The organism is Streptomyces hygroscopicus subsp. hygroscopicus (assembly GCF_001553455.1).
Lineage (GTDB): Bacteria > Actinomycetota > Actinomycetes > Streptomycetales > Streptomycetaceae > Streptomyces > Streptomyces hygroscopicus.
On record NZ_BBOX01000549.1, the window covers coordinates 1 to 4,657 of the forward strand.

Genomic DNA, 4,657 nt, shown 5'->3' on the forward strand with positions numbered 1-4,657 from the left:
CCGCAGACCGGTGTCCAGCACGTACACCGTGCTGCCCGCCATCGGTCGTCCGATGGGAATGCTGTGGTCCAGTCGGTCGGCGGCGGCGATGCGGTGGCTGGTGGCGAAGGTCGTGGTCTCGGTGGGGCCGTATCCGTCGACAACGGTGAGTCGCGGGCAGGCGCTCCGTACCCGTCGTACCGCGTCGGCGGGCACGATGTCGCCGCCGGTCCACACCTCCCTGAGCTGGGCGAGGCTCTCCGGTGCCGCCTCCGCGATGGCCTGGAAGAGTCCGGCCGTGAGCCACATGGCCGTTACACCGTGACGGGCCACCAGCCGCTCGATCGCGGCGGGCTCCAGCCGCTGAGCAGGTGCCAGCACGGCTGTACGGCCGCCCAGCAAGGGGGCGTACAACTCGTAGGTGGAGGCGTCGAACGTGGTGGGCGAGTGCACCAGGACACGCTCATGGCAGCCGTTCGCGAAGCGCGGGTCGGTCGCGAGGTCAACCACGTTGCCGTGGGAGACGGCGACGCCCTTGGGGGTGCCGGTGGAACCGGAGGTGTAGATGACGTACGCCTGGTTGAGCGGGGTCAGGTGGTGTGTCCGGTCGGCGTCGGTGAGGGCCGCCGGGCTCTGTTCGGCCAGGCGCCGTGTGGTTCCGGGCGCGTCGTATGCCACGGTGGTCAGTGACTGGTCGTGGAAGACCGGACGCAGGGCGGTGGTGGTCACGGCCAGGGCCGGAGTGGCGTCCCGGAGCATGAACTCCACGCGCTCGGCCGGATACTCGGGGTCGATGGGCAGGTAGGCGGCGCCGGTCTTGAGGACGGCGAGTACGGCCACGACCAGGTCGATGGACCGGGGCAGGGCCAGAGCGACGATGCGTTCGGGCCCGGCGCCCTCGGCGATGAGCAGCCGCGCCAGCCGGTTGGACGCCGCGTCCAGCTCCGCGTAGGTCAGCGTGCGGTCACCGGAGACCACGGCGGTGGCCTCGGGCACCCGCGCCACCTGCCGCGCGAACTGCTCGGGAATGGACACCGCCGCGTTACGCGTATCGGGCTCCGTGGGGGTGTTCCAGTCCACCAGCACCCGCTGACGCTCGGCGGGTTCCAGCAGGTCGATCGTGCCGACCCGGCGGTCCGGATCCGCCGTGACCGCCTCCAGCAGCCGCTCCAGCCGACCCGCCCACGACGTCACCGTCGCCCGGTCGAACACATCCGACCGGAACCCGAGACGGAACCGCATGGACGTCCCAGGGATGACGACGACGGACATCGGGTAGTGCGTCGCGTCGTCGCCCCGCATGTCAGTGATCGAAAGATCGGTGCCGGGAAGGCTGAGAGCCATCGAGTCGAACGGATAGTTCTCGACGACGAGCAGGGTGTCGAAGAGTGCGCTCTGGCCCACCAGACGGTGGATGTCACTCAGCCCCGTGTGCTGGTGGTCGAGTACCTGGTGCTGGTCCCGTTGCAGCCGCGTCAGCAGCGAGGACACCGGTGTGGCCGCCTCGCACCGCACCCTGACCGGCAGGGTGTTGATGAACAGCCCGACCATGGTCTCGACACCGGGAAGCTGCGCCGGGCGCCCTGACACCGTCGTCCCGAAGACGACGTCCTCGCGTCCCGTCAGCTGTCCCATCAGCACTCCCCAGACCCCCTGGACGAGAGTGCTGAGGGTGATGCCGAGTCGCTGCGCGACGCTCTCGAGGCCGGCGGTCACCGACTCGGGTAGGTGAAGCTCGACGACGTCACGCTCGGAGGTGCCGGCCGGGGCCTCCGAGCCCAGGTAGGTGGGCTCGTCCACCCCGGCGAGCGCCGCACGCCACGCCGCTTCGGCTGCGTCCCGGTCCTGCCCCGCCTGCCAGGCGAGGAAGGTGCGGTAAGGCGTCACCGGGGGAAGGGCGCTGGTGTCCGCGTGTGCCGCGTAGATGTCGAACAGCTCGCGGAGCAGGACGGGGAACGACCAGCCGTCCAGGATCACATGGTGGCTGGTGAGCAGCAGCCGGTGCCGGCGCGGTGACAGCGTGATCAGCGTGGCGCGGATGAGCGGCCCGACCCCGAGGTGGAACCTGCGGGACTTGTCCTCGGCGATGAGCCGGGACAGTTCATCGTGCCGCTCACCACTGTCCGTGCCCGACAGATCGACCTGCCGCCAGGGCAGGACGGTCCGGCGCGGGATGATCTGCACCGGCTGTTCGAGCCCGGCGTACCTGAACCGTGCGCGCAGACTCTCATGGCGTTCGACCAGCGCCTCCGCGGACCTGCGGAGCCGCACGGGGTCGAGCGGACCTGCCAGTTCCAAATCCAGCTGAACGGTGTACACGTCCTGCTCGGACTCGTCGTACTGAGCGTGGTAGAGCAAGCCCTCCTGGAGCGGGGTGACCGGGAGTATATCGGTGATCGCCCCGGACGGGCTCCGCGGTTCGCGGGCCTCGGTCGCGTACGACTCCGCCAGGTTGTCGATCTGCTCCTGGGTGAGGGACAGCAGCGGGACATCCGACGGCGTCAGGCCGCCGCCGACCCGGTCAACGCACAGGGCGATGGACCGTAGCGCTGTGAACCACAGGTCGCCCAGGTCGCGGACCTCGCCCTCGGAGAGATGGCCGCCGGCCCAGGTCCACGTCGCCACCAGCTGCGGTCCCTGGGCGGTGTCGTAGGTGATCGCGTTCAGATCGAGAAGGTGCTGCAGCGGCATATCGGCCTGCCCGCCGCCGAACAGGGCTCCGCGGTCCCCCCGGGCGACGGGGCTCCACGGGCTGGAGTCGGCCGAGGAGGGCACCCGGCCCAGGTAGTTGAACCCGATGTCGGGTTGCCGGGCCGCGGACAGCTCCGCACCCGTGTCCGGGTTGAGGTGGCGCAGGAGACCGTAGCCGATACCGTCGGGCACGGCACGCAGCTGTTCCTTGATGTGCTTGACGCCACGACTGAGGGATTCTCCGGCGGCGAGGATGTCGCCCCAGGTCAGCGAAGCGCTGTCGAGACATACCGGGTACTGGGTGGTGAACCAGCCCAGTGTGCGGGACAGGTCGATACCGGGCGCCAGTGTCTCGTCCCGCCCGTGTCCTTCGACCTCGACGCCGACGAAACCAGGGGTACGGCCACGGCGACGGCCCCATTCGATGACGGCCAGGCCGAAGGCGGCGAGGAGAACGTCCTGGACACCGGCGTGGAACGCCGCGGGCACCGCTCCCAGCAACGGGCCGGTGCCGGCCGGGTCGAGGCGCAGCGTGAGGCTGCCCGCGGTGCCGTGCACATCCGTGGCAGGGTCGAGGGGACCGCTCGCCAGGAGCGGCCGGGCGTCGTCGAGGACCTTCTTCCACCGGGGCAGTTCGGCCACCCGGGAGGGCGCGCTCGCCTCCGCGGCCAGGACGGCCGCCCAGCTGCGGAAGGATGTTCCCCCAGCGGGCAGCCGGACCGTGGCGCCTTCGCTGACCGCTGCCCAGCCGGTGGCGAGGTCCGACAGCAGGACACGCCACGACACACCGTCGATCGCCAGATGATGGATGACCAGCAGCAGGGTGCCGGAGCGGTGAGGTCCCCGGTCGAACCAGACGGCCCGCACCAGCATGCCCGCCGTGAGGTCGAGTCGACCGGAGGCCGCCTCGAACCCGGTGGTGATCAGGGCCTCGAGGTCGTCGTCCGCCACATCGGAGGCGTCGACACGCTCCAGACACCGCTCAGCGCTCACGGATCCGGCCGGCTGTGCGGTCAGCGTCCAGGCGCCGTCCTCCCCCTCGGCGACGCGCAGCCGCAGGACGTCATGGTGGTCGAGCACGCCCTGCAGCAGCCGTTCCAGCGCGCCGGTGTCGAGCCCCGCGGGCGTGGCGATGGTCATCGCCTGGCAGAACCGGTCGACAGGACCCCGCACCTTCGACAACCACGCGATGATCGGCGTCACCGTCACGGGGCCCGTGCCGACATCCTCGGCCGAGGGCACAGGACTGTCCGCGGTCCGCGCGACAGCCGCCAGAGCGCCCGGGGTCTTGTGGAGGAACACATCACGCGGCTTGATCAGCACGCCGGCCGCCCGCGCCCGGCTGATGAGCTGGATCGACGTGATGCTGTCCCCGCCGAGATCGAAGAAGCTCTGATTCGTCCCCACCTCGGCAAGACCGAGGACCTCGGCGAACAGCGTGCACAGCGTGTGCTCCGTCGTCGTCCTGGGCGCTTCGGGGCGTTCGGCCGTCGAGAACTCGGGTGCGGGCAGTGCACCGCGGTCGAGCTTGCCGTTGACGGTCAACGGCAGCTCGTCCAGCACCATCACGGCCGCGGGCACCAGGTACTCCGGCAGCCTCCCCGCCACGTGTGTGCGGAGTGTGGCCGGGTCGGGGCGTTCGTCATCAGCCGGGACCACGTAGGCGACGAGCTGTTTGTGGCCGGGGCGGTCCTCGTGGGCGATGACGACCGCTTGGGCCACGGTGGGGTGGTGGGTGAGGACGGAGGCGATCTCGTCGGGTTCGATGCGGAAGCCGCGGATCTTGACCTGGTCGTCGGCGCGTCCGAGGTATTCCAGCTGGCCGTCCGTGCGCCAGCGGACCATGTCTCCGGTCCGGTACATCCGGGCGCCCGCGCCGTCCGGGGCGAACGGGTTGGCGATGAAGCGTGATGCGGTGAGGCCGGGTCGGCCGAGGTAGCCGCGGGCGACGCCGGCACCGGCGAGGTACAGCTCGCCGGGTACGCCG

1 protein-coding gene is annotated in these 4,657 nt (G+C 70.6%); it reads right to left on the reverse strand.

Annotated features, from left to right (window positions below):
- The coding region (locus AXW62_RS38490; RefSeq protein ID WP_159061071.1) for a condensation domain-containing protein at positions 1-4,657 on the reverse strand (4,657 nt) is incomplete at both ends.